The organism is Mesorhizobium sp. LNHC232B00, assembly GCF_000502435.1.
GTDB classification, from domain to species: Bacteria; Pseudomonadota; Alphaproteobacteria; order Rhizobiales; family Rhizobiaceae; genus Mesorhizobium; species Mesorhizobium opportunistum.
This window is the reverse complement of sequence record NZ_AYWP01000005.1, coordinates 1-15944: the sequence shown is the minus strand read 5'-3', so window position 1 is coordinate 15944 and position 15944 is coordinate 1. Positions and strand designations below refer to the sequence as shown.

At 62.4% G+C, this 15944-nt stretch carries 14 protein-coding genes and 1 pseudogene; 4 read left to right on the top strand and 11 right to left on the bottom strand.

What is annotated here, in order from left to right:
• Positions 1-154 precede the first annotated feature (154 nt).
• Positions 155-1306, top strand: a complete 1152-nt coding sequence (locus X743_RS160225; protein WP_023764841.1) for a GGDEF domain-containing protein — start codon at positions 155-157, stop codon at positions 1304-1306.
• A gap of 48 nt (positions 1307-1354) precedes the next feature.
• On the opposite strand, the gene X743_RS1000000170440 is transcribed toward X743_RS160225, so the two are convergent.
• From X743_RS1000000170440 to urtA, 6 genes are all read right to left on the bottom strand, one after another.
• A complete protein-coding gene (locus X743_RS1000000170440; protein ID WP_013531844.1) occupies positions 1355-1531 on the bottom strand; it encodes a hypothetical protein in 177 nt (58 codons plus the stop codon).
• A 475-nt stretch (positions 1532-2006) separates the two neighbouring features.
• Positions 2007-2702: an urea ABC transporter ATP-binding subunit UrtE gene (gene urtE / locus X743_RS160230; RefSeq protein ID WP_013895283.1), complete on the bottom strand. Its 696-nt coding sequence runs from the start codon at positions 2700-2702 to the stop codon at positions 2007-2009.
• Between the two features lie 69 nt (positions 2703-2771).
• Positions 2772-3518, bottom strand: a complete 747-nt coding sequence (gene urtD / locus X743_RS160235) for an urea ABC transporter ATP-binding protein UrtD (RefSeq protein ID WP_023764840.1) — start codon at positions 3516-3518, stop codon at positions 2772-2774.
• A gap of 6 nt (positions 3519-3524) precedes the next feature.
• On the bottom strand, positions 3525-4760 hold the full coding sequence (gene urtC, locus X743_RS160240; protein ID WP_023764839.1) for an urea ABC transporter permease subunit UrtC: 1236 nt from the start codon (positions 4758-4760) through the stop codon (positions 3525-3527).
• Positions 4757-6373 carry an urea ABC transporter permease subunit UrtB gene (urtB, locus tag X743_RS160245; RefSeq protein WP_023764838.1) on the bottom strand — a complete coding sequence of 539 codons (1617 nt, stop codon included), beginning with the start codon at positions 6371-6373 and terminating at the stop codon, positions 4757-4759. Before urtB ends, urtC begins: the two co-directional genes overlap by 4 nt.
• A 106-nt stretch (positions 6374-6479) precedes the next feature.
• The gene (gene urtA, locus X743_RS160250) at positions 6480-7790 is read right to left on the bottom strand and encodes an urea ABC transporter substrate-binding protein (protein WP_023764837.1); all 1311 of its coding nucleotides are present in this window, start codon (positions 7788-7790) and stop codon (positions 6480-6482) included.
• 312 nt (positions 7791-8102) lie between these two features.
• Between urtA and X743_RS160255 the strand changes: the two genes are divergently transcribed.
• Complete coding sequence (locus X743_RS160255; RefSeq protein ID WP_023764836.1) at positions 8103-8501, top strand: hypothetical protein; 399 nt, start codon at positions 8103-8105, stop codon at positions 8499-8501.
• Between the two features lie 56 nt (positions 8502-8557).
• On the opposite strand, the gene X743_RS160260 is transcribed toward X743_RS160255, so the two are convergent.
• The 3 genes from X743_RS160260 to X743_RS160270 form a co-directional block, all read right to left on the bottom strand.
• The gene (locus X743_RS160260) at positions 8558-10129 is read right to left on the bottom strand and encodes a GMC family oxidoreductase (RefSeq protein ID WP_023764835.1); all 1572 of its coding nucleotides are present in this window, start codon (positions 10127-10129) and stop codon (positions 8558-8560) included.
• Positions 10130-10174: 45 nt separating this feature from the next.
• Positions 10175-10723 carry a twin-arginine translocation pathway signal gene (locus X743_RS160265; protein ID WP_023764834.1) on the bottom strand — a complete coding sequence of 183 codons (549 nt, stop codon included), beginning with the start codon at positions 10721-10723 and terminating at the stop codon, positions 10175-10177.
• A gap of 77 nt (positions 10724-10800) precedes the next feature.
• Positions 10801-11196, bottom strand: a complete 396-nt coding sequence (locus tag X743_RS160270; RefSeq protein WP_023764833.1) for a VOC family protein — start codon at positions 11194-11196, stop codon at positions 10801-10803.
• Positions 11197-11429: 233 nt separating this feature from the next.
• On the opposite strand from X743_RS160270, the gene X743_RS160275 reads away from it, so the two are divergent.
• Complete coding sequence (locus tag X743_RS160275; protein WP_013895274.1) at positions 11430-11735, top strand: ribbon-helix-helix domain-containing protein; 306 nt, start codon at positions 11430-11432, stop codon at positions 11733-11735.
• A gap of 116 nt (positions 11736-11851) precedes the next feature.
• Here the strand turns inward: X743_RS160275 and X743_RS160280 are convergent, their stop codons facing one another.
• Positions 11852-12565: a DeoD-type purine-nucleoside phosphorylase gene (locus tag X743_RS160280; RefSeq protein ID WP_023764832.1), complete on the bottom strand. Its 714-nt coding sequence runs from the start codon at positions 12563-12565 to the stop codon at positions 11852-11854.
• An 88-nt stretch (positions 12566-12653) separates the two neighbouring features.
• Complete coding sequence (locus X743_RS160285; RefSeq protein ID WP_023764831.1) at positions 12654-15230, bottom strand: PAS domain-containing sensor histidine kinase; 2577 nt, start codon at positions 15228-15230, stop codon at positions 12654-12656.
• Between the two features lie 329 nt (positions 15231-15559).
• Here X743_RS160285 and X743_RS160290 point away from each other — a divergent pair.
• A pseudogene (locus X743_RS160290) lies at positions 15560-15944 on the top strand (flagellar biosynthetic protein FliO); the annotation flags it as partial.

The window sequence follows — 15944 nt, the reverse complement described above, 5'->3', positions numbered from 1 at the left end:
CTTAAAGCGCGTCATCTATGCTTTGTACGCGTAGCAAAGCGCCTATTCGTGGCATCTTCGCCACGATCGTAACCTTATCGACACTTCCTTGCCGCATGAATGCGACGACGCCAAGCCGCAGAGCTGGAACCGCCGTCGGCAGGGAAAGAGGGGCATGTCGCTCGACTACACTTCACTTCTGCTGGCTGTCGGTTTTTCCGCTGCTTGCCTGGGCCTGACATTGTTCGGCATGTGGCTGACCGCCCGGTCGGAGCGATTCCTGCTGACATGGGCGACCAGCCTGGTGTTCGTTGTCGGCGATATCTTTGTCTATGACGCCTATATCGACATGCCCGGCCGCCTGCTGGGCATCGCCGCGCTGGCCTTCCTGCTGATTGGTTTTTCGACCATGCTGGGCGCCGCCTACCAGTTCAGGACCGGCGGTTCGCCGATGCCGCGAGCTTTGTTGGGCTGCGTTTCACTGGCGGTGGCGCTGCCGCCCATGGCTCTGGGCTATGACGGCCTTGGCTTCATGTTCGAGAACCTGTTCGCGGCCTTGCTTCTGTTCGCGACGGCGTTCGAGTACTGGAGAGGTCGCGATGAAGCCCCTGCCCTGACGATCGGCATCACCGCGCTCTATTCGGCCACAGCCACGTCCTTTGTACTGTGCGCCATGGTTCTCGCCTGGGATGGAAGACTGGTCCTGGGGCATGCGCCGAGCAACTGGGCCGAGGAACTGAGCCTGATCGTGGTCATCGCCAGCATGACCGGCATCGGCGCATTGTCGCTTGCCCTCAACCAGGGGCGTCTGGCCAGGCATCACCGCCGCGATGCATTGACCGATCCCTTGACCGGCCTGCTCAACCGGCGCGCGCTGTTCGACATGCATGGCAATGCGCCGGTCGGAGCCTTTACCGCGGTCGTCGTCTTCGACCTCGACAACTTCAAGACCATCAACGATGAATTCGGCCACGCGGCGGGCGACGAGGTGCTGAGAGTGTTTGCGAGCGAACTCGCAGGCAACCTTCGCCAGACCGATGTCGCCGCGCGCATGGGCGGCGAGGAATTCGCGCTGGTGCTGAAACGCACCCTGCCGGAGACCGTGGAGGCAGCGGCAGAGCGCATCCGGACCGCTTTCGCGGCGCGCCGGATAGAAACCGAGATGGGCTCGCTGACATGCACGGTCAGCGCCGGGTTTGCCTTCGGCGCCAAGGACGGCCCCAGCTTCGACAAGGTGCTCAGCGCCGCCGACAAGGCGCTCTACGACGCCAAACGCGGCGGCCGCAACCGCGTCGTCATCGCTTCTCCGTTCCGGCGCGCGAGCTGATCACGCCTATCAATACCAGCCTCTGATCGCGGGTGGACGAACGCGGCTCTATGCCGCCATGACGATCTCATTGAAGGTATCGAGATCGACATAGAAGACCTTGGTGATCTCCTCGATCAGATCGTCGTAGTCGCAGCCCTGTGATCTCAAGATGTTGATGGCAGCGATGATGTCGACGCGTTCGGTAAGCCGCCGCTTCTGGTAATCCTCGACGTAACGTTCCATGGCTGTCCCTTAGCCTGTGTGCCCAAACGCGTTTGAACGACAGAGATCGCAGGAGGGAAGCTAGGCAGCCTTGCTTGCGTGAAACTTGCTCGGCATTGGCCGTCCTCCTCGATCCGCGATAACCAGACTGATACGGAAGCGGCCGACTCACAAAGCCAAGGAAAAGACTAGCACGCGATGTTCGGCGTGCCAGAGACGTACAGTGATCTTTGAAGAAAGATTGAGCGCCCGCAGCGCACCTCGCGACTTCGTCATCCTTGGGCGTAGCGAACGCGAAGCGGAGCGAAGACCCAAGGATCCATGCCGTGACTTTAAAAGCGCCGCCACGGTGCAGTATCTGGGATCGATCAGTGCGCCGAAGAGGGTTTCTATTCTACGCCGATGCACTCTTCGGCGGATCTCACGGCATGGATCCCGGGGTCTGCACCGCGTCGCTTCGCTCCTTGCTACGCCCCAGGATGACGACGAGACGATTCTAGACGGTAAGGAACTTCCGCACATCAGCCCGGTCTAGATCTTCAGCCGGGCCGGTATGGACGATCTGGCCGCGGTCCATGATGTTGACCTCGTCGGCGAGCTCGCGGCAGAAGTCGAGATACTGCTCGACCAGCAGCACCGCGATGCCGGCCTGGTCGCGCAGATAGCGAATGGCGCGACCGATATCCTTGATGATCGAAGGCTGGATGCCTTCCGTCGGCTCGTCGAGCACCAGGAGTTTCGGCCGCATCACCAGCGCCCGACCGATGGCGAGCTGCTGCTGCTGGCCGCCGGACAGGTCACCGCCGCGGCGGCCGAGCATCTGCTTGAGCACCGGAAACAACTCGAAGACATGGGCCGGCACGTTGCGGTCGGCCCGCTTCAACGGCGCGAAGCCGGATTCGAGATTTTCCCGCACCGTGAGCAGGGGAAAGATCTCCCTGCCCTGCGGCACGAATGCGATGCCCGACCGGGCGCGGTCATACGCCGCGCTCCGGTCGAGCGCCTTCCCCTCGAAGGCAACGCTTCCGCTCGTCAGCCGGTGGTGGCCGACGATCGATCTCATCAAACTGGTCTTGCCGACACCATTGCGGCCGAGCACGCAGGTGATCTTGCCGGCGCCCGCCTTCAGCGACACGCCGCGCAGCGCCTGGGCGGCGCCGTAGTGGAGCGTGGCATTGGAAACTTCGAGCATGTCAGCGCCTTTTCCAGAAGCGGAGGAACGACAGATCGAAGCGATGGAATTGCACCCGCCACACCATGCTCATCTCCCCAGATAGACTTCGACGACGCGCTCGTCGGCCGAGACGAAGTCGAGTGTGCCTTCGGAGAGCACCGAGCCCTCGTGCAGGCAGGTGACCTTGACGCCAAGCTCCCGCACGAAATGCATGTCGTGCTCGACGACGATGACCGAATGATCGCGTGCGATATCCCTGAGCAGCCGCGCGGTTTCCTCGGTCTCGGCATCTGTCATGCCGGCGACCGGCTCGTCGACCAGCAACAGCTTCGGATCCTGTGCCAAGAGCATGCCGATCTCCAGCCACTGCTTCTGGCCGTGGCTGAGATTGGCTGCGATTTCGCCACGTTTGTCACCCAGCCGGATGATGCCGAGAATGTCATCGATCTGCCGCGCCTCGGCCGCGGAGCGGCGATGGAACAGCGCCGGGAAGATCGAGCGCGGTCCCTTCAGCGCCAGCATCAGATTGTCCTCGATCGTGTGGCTTTCGAAGACCGTCGGCTTCTGGAACTTGCGGCCGATGCCCATCATGGCGATCTCGGCCTCGTCATGCCGGGTCAGATCGACCTGGCCGTCGAAGAACACTTCGCCCTCGTCGGGCCGCGTCTTGCCGGTGACGATGTCCATCATCGTCGTCTTGCCGGCGCCGTTGGGGCCGATGATGGCCCGCATCTCGCCCTTGTCGAGCACCAGCGACAGATTGTTGATGGCGCGAAACCCGTCGAAGGAGACCGAGACGCCGTCGAGGTAGAGGATGGTGTTCGACTTGCTCATGGTCGCCTACTCCGCCGCCTGCGGTTCAGGGTCGGACAAGGACCATTCGCCTGGATTCCTTGCCGGCGAGCGCACGGGCTTCGATGTCGCGGGCGCCATTCCAACCCTGGCGCCGGTTTTTTCAGCAGCGGCGGCCGCGCGCAACGCCCTGGCATTGCCGCGCCAGCTATCCCACATGCCGACGATGCCCTTCGGCAGGAGCAGCGTGACGGCGACGAACAGGCCGCCGAGCGCGAACAGCCACAATTCCGGCAGCACGCCGGTGAACCAGGATTTCCCGGCATTGACGAGCAACGCACCGATGATCGGCCCGACGATGGTGCCGCGGCCGCCAACGGCTGCCCAGATCACCACCTCGATCGAGTTGGACGGCTCGAACTCGCCGGGATTGATGATGCCGACCTGCGGCACGTAGAGCGCGCCGGCAATGCCGGCCATCACGGCAGAGACCGTGAAGGCGAACAGTTTTACGTTCTCCGCCCGCCAGCCGAGGAAGCGCGTGCGGCTCTCGGCGTCGCGCACGGCCATCAGGAGCTTGCCGTATTTCGAGCCGACGATCGCCCAGGTCAGGAACACGGCAAGCGCCAGCATCACGGCGCTGGCCGCGAACAGTGCCGAGCGGGTCGCGTCGGCCTGCACGTTGAAGCCCAGAATATCCTTGAAATCGGTCAGCCCGTTATTGCCGCCGAAACCCATGTCGTTGCGGAAGAAGGCAAGCAGCAGCGCATAGGTCATCGCCTGGGTGATGATGGACAGATAGACGCCGGTGACGCGGCTGCGGAAGGCGAACCAGCCGAAGACGAAGGCAAGCAGGCCGGGCACCGCGAGCACCATGATCGCCGCGAACCAGAAATGGTCGAAACCGGTCCAGAACCAGGGCAATTCCTTGTAGTTCAGGAACACCATGAAATCCGGCAGGATCGGGTTGCCATAGACGCCGCGCGAGCCGATCTGGCGCATCAGATACATGCCCATCGCATAGCCGCCGAGCGCGAAAAAGGCGCCGTGGCCGAGCGAGAGGATGCCGCAATAGCCCCAGACCAGGTCGAGCGAAAGCGCCAGCAGCGCGTAGCAGAGATACTTGCCGGTCAGCGCCACGATATAGGACGGAATGTAGAACGCGCTCGCCGGGGACACTGCGAGATTGAGCAGCGGCACGATGATGGCGACAGCCAACAGGATGAAGATGGTGATGGCGATGCGGCGGTCCGCGCCGGCGGCGAAGAAGCGCCCGGTGATCATGCTTCCACCGCCCTGCCCTTGAGCGCGAACAGGCCGCGCGGGCGCTTCTGGATGAACAGGATGATCAGCACCAGCACGACGATCTTGCCGAGCACGGCGCCCGCGTAAGGCTCGAGGAACTTGTTCACGATACCGAGCGAAAACGCCCCGACCAGCGTGCCCCACAGATTGCCGACGCCGCCGAAGACGACGACCATGAAACTGTCGATGATGTAGCCGCGGCCGAGATTGGGCGAGACGTTGTCGATCTGGCTGAGCGCGACGCCGGCAATGCCGGCAATGCCGGAGCCGAGCGCGAAGGTCAGCGCGTCGACCCATGGCGTCCTGATGCCCATCGAGGCGGCCATGCGCCGGTTGGCGGTGACGGCGCGCATCTGCAACCCCCAGGACGTACGCTTCATCACGTAGAGCAGCACGCCGAAGACGGTGAGCGCGAAGACCAGGATCCAAAGCCGGTTCCAGGTGATCGCAAGCTGTCCGACATTGAACGAACCCGACATCCAGGAGGGGTTGCCGACCTCCTGGTTGGTCGGTCCGAAGATCGAGCGTACGGCCTGCTGCAGGATCAGCGACACGCCCCATGTCGCCAGCAGTGTTTCCAGCGGCCGTCCGTAGAGGAAGCGGATGACGCCGCGCTCGATGGCGAGACCGACGATCGCGGCAACCAGGAAGGCAAGCGGCAGCGCGATCACCAGCGACCAGTCGAACAGGCCGGGAAAGGATGTGCGGATCACCTGCTGGACGACGAAGGTGGTGTAGGCGCCGAGCATGACCATCTCGCCATGCGCCATGTTGATGACGCCCATGACGCCGAAGGTGATGGCAAGGCCGATGGCGGCAAGCAACAGCACCGACCCCAGGGAAATGCCGTACCAGATGTTCTGGCCGGCATCCCAGAAGGCCAGCGTCGAATTGATGTTGGCGATCGCTGCGGTCGCGGCTTCCTTCACGGCTCCCGAAGCATTCGCCTCGACCGAAGTCAGCAGTGAAACCGCGTCGCGATCGCCCCGCGCCCCGATCAGCGCCACGGCTGCAAGCTTGTCGGCCTCCGGCCGATCCGAGACCAGGACCGATGCGGCGCGGGCCTGTTCGAGCAGAGCCTTGACGCTGGCGACGGTCTCATTGGCGATCGCCGCGTCGAGCGGCTCGATGTTGGCCGCGTCGGGTGTCTTGAACATTGTGTCGGCGGCACTGATGCGCACTGCCGGATCCTTGGCGCCAAGCGTCAGCGTGCCCAGCGCGTCGCGGATGGTGCGGCGCAGCGTGTTGTTGACAGTGATCTTGGTTATGTCGTCCTCGGAGGCCTCGCCAGCTGCCTCACCGCTTAGCGGGTCAAAAAGCTGGACGCTTTCATCGCCTTCCTTGCCGATAAACACCATCGAGTCGGCGGTGCGAATGTAAAGATTGCCGTCAGCCAATGCAGCAAGCGCCGGTTCGGTGGCGGGATCGCCTGTGGCGGTCAATTCGTGAACGACGGCTCCCGTCTCGGAAAAGTCCGTTACCGTCGCGAACTTGGCAATAATTGCACGCAGATCGGCTTCCGCGGCGCCCGAAGACGACAGCGTCGTCAGCAGGAACAAAAGCGTCAGGCCCATCGCATGGAAAATCTTCATCGGGTCTTGGTGATCCTTGAAGGTTGAATGGGCGTCCGGACAGTGGAGGAAACCGTCCGGACGCGCGCGGTCTTGGGCATGGACCGCAAGGTCCAGCCCGGGAGGATCAGTTCGTGCCCTTGCCGCCGCACTTGCCCGTAGCGACGTTGAAGTTGCCGCAGGACAGAGGCTTGCGCCAATCGGAGATCAAATCTTTGGAGTCCGGCAAATAGTCGGACCATTCGTCGCCCATCACGAGACCAGGTGTCTTCGAAACCGTTTCGAATTGGCCATTGGCCTGGATCTCACCGATCAGCACCGGCTTGGTGATGTGGTGGTTCGGCATCATCGTCGAATAGCCGCCGGTCAGGTTCGGCACCGAAACGCCGATCATGGCATCGATGACCTTGTCCGGATCGGTGGTGCCGGCCTTCTGGACCGCCTTCACCCACATGTTGAAGCCGATATAGTGGGCTTCCATCGGATCGTTGGTGGTGCGCTTGTTGTTCTTGATGAACTTGTGCCAGTCGGCGATGAACTTCTTGTTCTCGGGCGTGTTGACGCTCTCGAAATAGTTCCAGGCGGCGAGATGGCCGACCAGCGGCTTGGTGTCGAGACCGGCAAGTTCTTCCTCGCCGACCGAGAAGGCCATGACCGGGATGTCCTCGGCCTTGATGCCCTGGTTGCCGAGTTCCTTGTAGAACGGCACATTGGCGTCGCCGTTGACGGTCGAGACGACAGCGGTCTTCTTGCCGGCCGAACCGAACTTCTTGATCGCCGAAACTTCCGTCTGCCAGTCGGAGAAACCGAACGGCGTATAGTTGGTCATGATGTCCTCGGCCGCGACGCCCTTCGCCTTCAGATAGGCTTCGAGAATCTTGTTGGTGGTGCGCGGATAGACGTAGTCGGTGCCTTCAAGCACCCAGCGCTTCACCGAGCCGCCATCTTCGCTCATCAGGTAGTCGACCGCCGGGATCGCCTGCTGGTTTGGCGCGGCGCCCGTGTAGAACACGTTGCGCTCGCTTTCCTCGCCTTCATACTGGACGGGATAGAACAGGATGTTGTCGAGCTCGGAGAATACCGGCAGCACAGATTTGCGTGATACCGAGGTCCAGCAGCCGAACACCGCGGCGACCTTGTCCTTGGAGATCAGCTCGCGCGCTTTTTCGGCGAACAGCGGCCAGTTTGAAGCCGGATCGACGACAACGGCCTCGAGCTTCTTGCCGAGCAGGCCGCCCTTGGCGTTCTGCTCGGCGATGAGCATCAACATAGCATCCTTCAGCGTCGTCTCCGAAATCGCCATGGTCCCCGACAGCGAATGCAGGATGCCGACCTTGATCGTATCGTCGGCCGCCCTGGCGGGCGCCGACATCAGCAGGCCGGCGGCGACCGCACCTGCCGAGAATATTTTTGTTATTGTCGAGAAATTACCCCTCATAGCGAAGACTCCCAAGCTGGTTGATTGCACCGCAACAATGCAATGCAACCCCCATGCCAACCGCCTCCTGGGCATAGAAAATCGGCAAATAGACGAACATTATCAGGCAGTTATTATATTAGATTGAGCAAATCAAAGAGAGCCGGTTAAAAATTGGTTGAGGGAATTTTGCGCAGCGCATACGGCATCTGCCTAAATTTTGCCCATTTTCGGCAAATGCCTAGATTTTGGCCTAAACGCACAGGTCGCGAATTACAAATTTGCGGCACAGCGCAAAAATAGGGCAAGCTCGCTGCTCAACCGAGCGACGTCATGGCATCCCTGATTTCACGCATTTTCATCGGCATGGTGTTTCTGGCGACAGCAACCGGGGCCGCGCGGGCCGACTTCAGCGACGGCAAGATGCCCGACGGCACTTATCACTGCGAAGTCTATCTGCTCGGCATGTTCCTCAGCCTCGGCGACATCACCATCAAGGGAAATGTCTATACGGGCCCTGTCACCTTCGGCACCGCCCAACAGGGTTACAATTATCAGATGGATGCCAACGGCGTCATCACCTGGCTGGGGCCATTGGGCGGCTACACCACCGGCGGCAACGCGCTGTCGATGACCCAGGCGACGCTGGACGGCCAGGACCCGCCCTCCTTCGACATCATCATGAAGCAGCCCGACGGCGCCTTCACCGCCTCGACCTGCACCAAGAACTAAAACGAAAAAAAGGCGCGGAACCCTGTCGGGCCCCGCGCCAGCAGGCAGTCGGGAGGTTAGATCGTCTTGGCCGACATCTGGGCGGCGATGTAGTCGGCCTGGCGGATCGCCAGCGACACGATGGTGAGTGTCGGGTTTTCCGCGGCACCCGTGGTGAACTGGCTGCCGTCCGACACGAACAGGTTCTTGATGTCGTGCGTCTGGCCATGCTTGTTGACGACGCCGTCTTGCGCCTTCTCGCTCATCCGGTTGGTGCCGAGATTGTGGGTCGAGGGATAGGGCGGCGTCGGAAAAGTGCGTGTGGCGCCGACCGCTGCGTAGAGCGCCGAAGCCTGCTTGTAGGCATGGTTGCGCATCGCGGTGTCGTTGGGATGGTCGTCGAAATGCACATCGGCGATAGGCATGCCGTGCTCGTCCTTCTCGTCGGCATGCAGCGTGATGCGGTTTTCCGCGCGCGGCATGTCCTCGCCGACGATCCACAGGCCCGCCATACGGTCGTAATGGTCGAGCGCCGTGGTGAAGGAGCGGCCCCAACTGCCCGGATCGAGGAACGCCGCCATGAACGGCAGGCCGAGCGACAGCGTCTCGAACTCGTAGCCGCCGACGAAGCCGCGCGATGGATCGTGGCGCGCCTCGTCGCGGATGATGCCGGCCATGGTAGTGCCGCGATACATATGCACGGGCTTGTCAAAGATGGCATAGACCGAGCCCGTGGTGTGGCGCATGTAGTTCTTGCCCACCTGCCCCGACGAATTGGCGAGGCCATGCGGGAACTTGGCTGATTGCGAGTTAAGCAGCAGCCGCGGGCTTTCGATGGAGTTGCCAGCAACGGCGACGATGCGGGCCTTCTGCTCCTGCAGTTTGCCGTCCTTGTCAGCATAGACCACGCCGGTCACCTTGCCCGAGGCGTCATGATTGATCTTGACCGCCATGGCGTTCGGCCGGACTTCGAGATGGCCGGTCGCCTCCCCCTTAGGGATTTCGGTGTAGAGCGTCGACCATTTGGCGCCCCACTTGCAGCCCTGGAAGCAGAAGCCGGTCTGCTGGCATGAATTGCGGTCGTCGCGCTCGACCGAATTGATCGCCATGTTGCCGGTGTGGCATTCCTTGTAGCCGAGCTTGTCGGCGCCGGCCTTCAGCACCTTGAAGTTGTTGTTGCCGGGCAGCCGCGGCCAGTCATTGGTGCCGGTCACCCCCATCTTGGCTTCCGCCTTGGCGTAATAGGGCTCCATCTCGGCCAATGTGACCGGCCAGTCCAGAAGGTTGGCGCCTTCCAGCCTGCCGTAGGTCGACAGCGTCTTGAACTCATGTTCCTGGAAGCGCAGCGACGCTCCGGCCCAGTGCGTGGTCGAACCGCCGACCGACTTGACGATCCACGCCGGCAGGTTCGGAAAATCCTTGGCCACACGCCAGTCGCCTGAGGTCGTGCGCTTGTCCTTCCAGGCGAGTTGGGCAAAGGAATCCCACTCGTCGTTGATGAAATCCTCATATTCGTGTCGCGCGCCGGCCTCGAGGATAACGACGTCGATGCCTTTCTGCGCAAGTTCGTTGCCGAGCGTACCGCCACCGGCGCCCGAGCCGATGATGACGACCACGTCATCGTTCTTCAGATCAAATGCTGCTGCCATGGTTTCCTCCCATGAAATCAATTGGATGCGGTTGAGCCAGGCAGCTCAGAGCCACTCGATGTCGTTGAAGCCTCGCGCGATGTAGCCGCCCTTGGAATAGGCCTCGCCCTCGTAGCCGAAGATCGGCCAGACCTCCTTCTGGTTGTAGAGGCTTACGACGAGGCCGCTGCGAACCGCCTGGAAGAAGGGTGAGCTCTCGATGTCCTTGAGCAGTGCGACCCGCTGCTCTTCCCAGCCAAGCCCGCGGTAGCCGTCCTTGCCGGCCTTCTTGTCGAGGTCGGCGATCCCGTTTTCGATCAGCGCCTTGTGGGCCGCATCCTTGCCGGCCATCTCGTCATGGCCCTTGACGGCGACAGCGTAATATTTGTCCGGAACCTGATCGTGCGGATAGATGTCGCGCGCCACCTGGATCAGCGTCGCCATCGTCTCGGGTTTCAGCGCCGATGTCTCAAGCCCCCAGGCATGTTCGGGGCTGATCACGGCGCTGCCGGAAATGACGAGCATCGCGCCGATGCCGCCGCGTTTGAGAAGCTCGCGCCGTGACAGGCCAGGCTTCCTTTCGTAGCCAGGCTTACTCTCATAGATCGTGACCATACTTTCCTCCCTGCTTGCTGTTCGCACCCTGAGGTGCCGTTGCTGGCGTCGCGCCGGTTCGCGCGGCGGGTTATCTCCTATTGGAAGCGCCCCCCACGCTGCAGGACCTCGATCTTGTAGCCGTCGGGGTCCTCGATGAAGAAAAAGCGGGCGATGAGTGAACCGTCGCGATCGAACTCTACGATCTTCTTCGGGTTAAGGCCGAGGGCGCCAAGCCGGTCGTGTTCGCTGTCGAGATCGGCGACCGAAACCGCGAGATGACCATAGCCATCGCCGAGCGCATAAGGCTCCTGCCGACCCTTGTTGACGGTCAACTCGACTTCGAAAGGTGTATCGGCGTTGCTGAGGTAAACGAGCGTGAAAGTCTCGAAATCCAGCCGTTGGGCGACATCGAGGCCGAAGGCCTTGTTGTAGAAATCGATGGACCGGATCTCGTCGAGAACCCGGATCATGGTGTGGATCGCCTTCGCCAAATCAGTCTCCGCAGCTTTCATGCTTCGAAGATGATTATGCGCGCCGGCCAGGAAAGGTGGTGGCAGCCGATTACCACGCCTGGGACAGGAAAACGGCTAGTCTCATGCCGTCTCAAGGACGAAAGTCTGATTGCCGTTGTCGGCGGTCCGACCGAAGATGCAATCGCAGGCAGTGTTCAAAAGGCGCCGGCGGCTCCGTCGGCACCCAAGACCAACAAAAACGGGAGGTAACAATGTGCCGAGTCTTTGCCGCGCAGGATCCGGAAGGCTATCGCCAGATCAACCGGTCGATCCGCATCGACGGACATTCGACCAGCATCCAGCTCGAGGCGACGTTCTGGGCCCTGCTCGATGAAATCGCCGAAAGCCAGAACCTGACGACGCCCAAATTCATCTCGAAGCTGTACGACGAGGCCATCGAGATCAACGGCGAAATCCCGAACTTCGCCTCCATGCTGCGGACGACCTGCGCGCTCTATCTGCGCGGCCATCGGCCCGACATGGATGAGCGAATGGCGTTGAAGCGGGAAGCGGCCTAGAGAAATTTCAGGAAAAGAGTGAAACAGTTTTCCTGGGAAAAGCGCGTGGCGCTTTCCCTTGGGAATTGCGACAAAACAAAGAGTTAGGGCGGTTTTCGGTGAAACCGTGGACCGCTCTAGCGCCCTTCCGCAGCGATTTCGAGCGCCAGCCGGCCCATATCGGCAAAGAGTTCCTGGCGTTCGGAATAGTCGGTCAGTTCGCCGGTAACCAGATTGTCGACGACGGTCAGCAGCGATAACGCCCTCGCTCCGAAATGCGCCGCGATGCGGTAGAGCGCGCTGGTTTCCATGTCCACGGCCAGCGCTCCAAGCGCTCTTGCTTCGGCATAGCGGGCATGCGCTTCAGGATGGTAGAATATGTCGGTACAGGCCGTCAGACCGGCGTGGTGTTCGATGCCGAGTTCGGCTGCCTTGGCCAATGCGCAAGCGAGAAGGCCCGCATCCGGGCCGGCGTCGGCGTCGTAAAGGCCAAAGACCTGACCGTTCTCGGTATTTTCCGGCCGAGCCCATCGCGAGATCACCAGACTACGCAGTTTGACCTCCGCGCTCAGCCCGCCGCAGGTGCCGGTGCGGATCAATGTTCGGACGCCATAATAGCCAAGCAATTCATGGGCATAGATCAGGAACGATGAAACACCGATACCCGTCGCCTGAATGCTGACCGGCTGGCCCCGAAACAGACCGGTAAACCCGAGCGAACCCCGCCGGCGGTTGACGCAGCGCGGGGCTTCCAGGAATGTCCGCGCCATCCATTCGGCGCGCTGCGGGTCACCCGGCAGCAATACCGTATCGGCGTAGTCGCCCCTGTTTGCTTCGATGTGCGGCGTCAACAGCTGCTCCCGAACTCGCCTGCCCTTCACCCGCAATCATGGCGTTGTCAGCGCGTTGCGCAAGGGCAGAGCAGCAGGAGCACCTAATTTACGATTCGAGCACGTCCTTGACGATCGTCGCCAGTTGCTTGAGCGAGAACGGCTTCGGCAGGAACCCGAATTGCGCGTCCGCCGGTAGGTTCCTGGCGAATGCGTCCTCGGCATAGCCGGACACGAAGACGAACTTGATGTCCGGCTGACGCTTGCGCAATTCGCCAAGCAGGGTCGGCCCGTCCATTTCCGGCATCACCACGTCCGAAACGACGATGTCGACCTTGCCGCCAAGCGCTTCGAACACTTCCAGTGCCTCGACCCCCGAGGACGCCTCGTGCACCGTATACCCGCGCGAGGTCAGCGCCCGCATGCCGCCCATGCGCACGGCATCCTCGTCCTCGACCAGCAGCACCGTGGCGGAACCGGACAGGTCCTTGGTGCTGTCGGCCGGCTTGGCCGGCGCCGCGCTCGGCGCTTCACCGGGCTCGGCCGCCGCCTTTGCTTCTGCGATGTGACGCGGCAGGAAGATGCGGAAGATCGATCCCTTGCCGACTTCGGAATCACAGAAAATGAAGCCGCCGGTCTGCTTGATGATGCCGTAGACCATGGACAGGCCAAGGCCCGTGCCCTTGCCGACTTCCTTGGTGGTGAAGAACGGCTCGAAGATCTTCTTCAGCACGTCCGGCGCGATGCCGCTGCCGGTGTCCTCGACTTCGACCACGACATAGTCGGCCGCGGTGAGTTCGCGGTAGGGGAAGGTCTTGCATTCCTCGGTGGTGACATTGCGGGTGCGCACCGTGAGATCGCCGCCGGCCGGCATTGCATCGCGCGCGTTGACCGCCAGGTTGACCACCACCTGCTCGAACTGGCCGATATCGACCTTGACCGGCCACAGGTCGCGGCCGTGGTCGACCTTCAGCTTGATGTCGTTGCCGACCAGGCGGGCAAGCAGCATCCTGAGATCGGCGAGCACGTCCGTCAGGTTCAGCACTTCCGGCCGCAGCGTCTGCTTGCGCGAGAAGGCCAGCAGCTGCCTGACCAGCGAAGCCGCCCGGTTGGCATTCTGCTTGATGTTCATGATGTCGGGGAAGGACGGATCCGACGGCCGGTGATTGGTCAAAAGCAGGTCCGACGCCATGATGATGGCGGTCAGCACGTTGTTGAAATCGTGCGCGATGCCGCCGGCAAGCTGCCCGACCGCCTGCATCTTCTGGCTTTGCGCCATCTGGCCTTCGAGCGCCTTCTGCTCGGTCGTGTCGACGGCGTAGACGATGGCCGATTCCTCGGCGCCCTCGCCGCCGGTTCCGTCGGCGACGGCATTGACGTAGAAACGGATATGCCGGTCTTCGTTGCCGGGCAGCACGGTGTCGATGGGATCGATGTCGGCCTGCCGTTGCCTGGCCTTTTCGAAGGCGGCGGCAAAGGCCGGCCGGTCGCGCCCGTGGATCACCGTATCGAGCCGCACCCGGCGATCCACGGCATCCCGATCGACGACCGAGGAAAACAGCGACAGGAACGGCGCATTGGTGCGCAGGATGCGCCCGCTGGCATCGACGCCGGCGATCGCCATCGGCGTCGAATTGAAGAACCGGGTGAAGCGCACTTCCGAAGCGCGCAGATCGGCGGAAGCATCCTCGCCCTGCGTGCGGTTGAGCACGATCGTGCGCGTCGGGCCGCCGATACCTTCCCGGCTGGCCGAAACGCGATGCATGAAGCGCACCGGCAGCGCTTCGCCCGTCATCGTCGTCAGGTCGAGATCGATGACGGCGTTGCGTGTCGTGCCGGGATCGGCCTTGACCGAGCGCACCAGCGCCATGCCGTCACCCGCGACGATATCGGGCAAGCTCACCGCGCCAGGCGTGAAGCTGGCGAGATCGATGCCCAGCCATTCGGCGAGCGTGGCGTTGATGTAGGTGACGCGGCCGTCCTGATCGGCGGAGAAGAAGCCGGCCGGGGCGTGGTCGAGATGGTCGATGGCCTTCTGCAGGTCGAGGAAGAAACGCTCCTGCTCGGCCCGCTCCTGGGAAATATCGGCGAGTTGCCAGGCCAGCATCGGCAGCCGCTGGCCCGGAACGCTGAAGGCGCGCGCACGGGCGCGGTACCAGCGGGCGCCCGGTTCGGCGCCGGGCCGGATCGATTGCGCCAGCCGGAATTCCCCGTCGCCGGGCTGGCCGTCACGCAGGCCGGAGGCCAGCCGGTAAATGGTCACCGAGGCCTCGGGGACATCCGAAAGCAGCCCTTCTACCGTCTTCAGGTCGGCGGCCGAAGAGGCTCCGGTCATGTCGGCATAAGCCCGGTTGGCGTAGACGACGCGGCCCTTGGTGTCCGTGACCAGGAGCCCCTGCGACATCGAATCGACGAAGGCCTTCGAGAGTTCGTCGCCGGTCGAGCGAGGCGTGATCTGGACGAAGCCGATCGCGGTCGCGAACAGGAAGCCGACGCCGATCATCGCCAGCACGCCGAGCATGCCGAGCAGGAAGGGATCGCCAAGGCGCTCGCGGAACAGGCCGAAGACGATCGCGGCCCCCGTCAGAACGACGATGAAGATGATGAGCCGGGTGACCGCGCCGGGTCGCGTGTTCTGGTCGACGATCGGTACCGGATAGAAATCGGCTCGCGCTTCCTTGGCCATATGCCCCCTGCTCGTGAAGTCCGATGTTCCGACACCCGCCCCCTAATGCATGTCGCCCAAAAATGATTTCGGTTTTGGGAAAACGACCTGCATGAAAACAAGGACCTAAGGCGCGTCGCATGAATCGGCTTCAGCGCGACGCGCTTTAGCCGGTTGAATCACATTCTCCTAGTCCGGAAAAGGCCCGGGCGGCAAATGTCAGATAAAAATGATGCCGACCGGCCCTCCTAGTGTTTCAAGCTGTTCACGATGCGTGAAAGGTAACTTGCGGTGGCCAGCCGCAACGGTCTAGTGTCGCCTCACTTTCCAAAACCGACCAGGGGAAACCAATGCAGTGGCTGGATAGCGTGGCGGGCCCCGGTTATGCGGCAGCACTCCTGTGGACCTTCGCCGCGCTGATCCTGCTGGTCATCGTGCTTGTCATCATCAGGCTAGTCCGCAACCTGACCTTCGGCACCTTTGTCGCCGGCGGCCGCAACCGCAAGACGCGGCTGGCCGTCATGGACGCCACCGCCGTCGACAGCCATCGCCGGCTGGTGCTGGTGCGCCGCGACGATATCGAGCACCTGCTTCTGATCGGCGGCCCGACCGATGTCGTCGTCGAACGCGATATTCGCCTTGCCGCGCCGCGCCGTCCGGCGCTGACCGGAGATGGCGGCCTGCAGCCTGTCCCGGCCACCGCGGCCCCGGCAAAGCCGCGGTCGCCCCAGCCCG

Bases quoted from the DNA above. Each gene is read 5' to 3' on its own strand.
- urtA (WP_023764837.1), bottom strand. From the start codon at position 7,790: ATGAGGGGTAATTTCTCGACAATAACAAAAATATTCTCGGCAGGTGCG.
- urtE (WP_013895283.1), bottom strand. From the start codon at position 2,702: ATGCTCGAAGTTTCCAATGCCACGCTCCACTACGGCGCCGCCCAGGCG.
- urtC (WP_023764839.1), bottom strand. From the start codon at position 4,760: ATGATCACCGGGCGCTTCTTCGCCGCCGGCGCGGACCGCCGCATCGCC.
- X743_RS160285 (WP_023764831.1), bottom strand. From the start codon at position 15,230: ATGGCCAAGGAAGCGCGAGCCGATTTCTATCCGGTACCGATCGTCGAC.
- X743_RS160255 (WP_023764836.1), top strand. From the start codon at position 8,103: ATGGCATCCCTGATTTCACGCATTTTCATCGGCATGGTGTTTCTGGCG.
- X743_RS160225 (WP_023764841.1), top strand. From the start codon at position 155: ATGTCGCTCGACTACACTTCACTTCTGCTGGCTGTCGGTTTTTCCGCT.
- X743_RS160260 (WP_023764835.1), bottom strand. From the start codon at position 10,129: ATGGCAGCAGCATTTGATCTGAAGAACGATGACGTGGTCGTCATCATC.
- urtB (WP_023764838.1), bottom strand. From the start codon at position 6,373: ATGAAGATTTTCCATGCGATGGGCCTGACGCTTTTGTTCCTGCTGACG.
- X743_RS1000000170440 (WP_013531844.1), bottom strand. From the start codon at position 1,531: ATGGAACGTTACGTCGAGGATTACCAGAAGCGGCGGCTTACCGAACGC.
- urtD (WP_023764840.1), bottom strand. From the start codon at position 3,518: ATGAGCAAGTCGAACACCATCCTCTACCTCGACGGCGTCTCGGTCTCC.
- X743_RS160275 (WP_013895274.1), top strand. From the start codon at position 11,430: ATGTGCCGAGTCTTTGCCGCGCAGGATCCGGAAGGCTATCGCCAGATC.
- X743_RS160265 (WP_023764834.1), bottom strand. From the start codon at position 10,723: ATGGTCACGATCTATGAGAGTAAGCCTGGCTACGAAAGGAAGCCTGGC.